Genomic DNA, 507 nt, shown 5'->3' on the forward strand with positions numbered 1-507 from the left:
GTCCGAGGAGATCGCGTTCTCCGAGTACCTCGAGCTGGACCTCTCCACGGTGGTGCCCTCGATCTCCGGGCCGAAGCGGCCGCAGGACCGCATCTCGCTCACGGACGCGAAGGCGCAGTTCCACGAGGACCTGGGCAACTACGCGACGCACGTGGACGACGACGTCAGCGCGGGCAACACCATCGACGACACCTCGGCGCAGTCCTTCCCGGCCTCGGACGCCCCGGCCTACACCCCGGAGCACCCGCAGCCCGACGAGGACCGCCCGCGGGAGCACCACGCCTACGCCGACGACTCCCGTCCGACCAAACGGGTGCCCGTGACCATGCCCGACGGCCGGGAGTTCGAGCTCGACCACGGCGCGGTCTCGATCGCCTCGATCACCTCGTGCACCAACACGTCCAACCCGTCCGTCATGATGGCCGCGGCGGTGCTGGCGCGCAACGCCGTCGAGAAGGGCCTGAAGGCGAAGCCGTGGGTCAAGACCTCGATCGCCCCGGGCTCCAA

1 protein-coding gene is annotated in these 507 nt (G+C 70.0%); it reads left to right on the plus strand.

Annotated features, from left to right (window positions below):
- A partial coding sequence (locus RF640_RS19160; RefSeq protein WP_368828680.1) for an aconitase family protein occupies positions 1 to 507 on the plus strand: 507 nt, incomplete at both ends.

This window comes from Kocuria sp. CPCC 205231 (assembly GCF_040980965.1).
GTDB classification, from domain to species: Bacteria; Actinomycetota; Actinomycetes; order Actinomycetales; family Micrococcaceae; genus Kocuria; species Kocuria rosea.